The 378-nt window shown below is 43.9% G+C and carries 1 protein-coding gene; it reads left to right on the forward strand.

Annotation, left to right across the window (positions count from 1 at the left end; all coding sequences use genetic code 11):
* On the forward strand, nucleotides 1-190 hold a 190-nt coding region (locus tag UF05_RS26565), incomplete at its 5' end, for a hypothetical protein (protein ID WP_048852554.1).
* Nucleotides 191-378 lie beyond the last annotated feature (188 nt).

Raw genomic sequence — 378 nt, forward strand, 5'->3', positions numbered from 1 at the left:
TTTACTTGTTTATTTTGAAGAGGTGGACGATGCCACGACAGACAATGTGTCTTTGAGCATTACTACTGAAGCTAACGCTCACCAGACCATTGTGGTTGAGGACTTAGGTCAGGCAATAGTCTCTAATGGATTAAGCTCAAACGAGATTGCTGAATCGCGTCTTAATCGAGGAGTTATTGATAACGGATAAAGTGATTTGAGAAATGAAAAGAGCGGCGGACCACCTATCATCAAGTGTTCACCAACGCCTATGCGATCTTGAGCTATGGGGCTAGGGGGGAGCGTGTCTTTTTTACACGTCTTTCTTTGACGACGAACTTGAGCGAGGTGGCCATTTTTTTGTGTTTTTTTTTTCCAAACGGATCCCCCAAAACATGG

Source organism: Vibrio sp. S457-15 (assembly GCF_000960545.1).
Taxonomy (GTDB): domain Bacteria; phylum Pseudomonadota; class Gammaproteobacteria; order Enterobacterales; family Vibrionaceae; genus Vibrio; species Vibrio parahaemolyticus.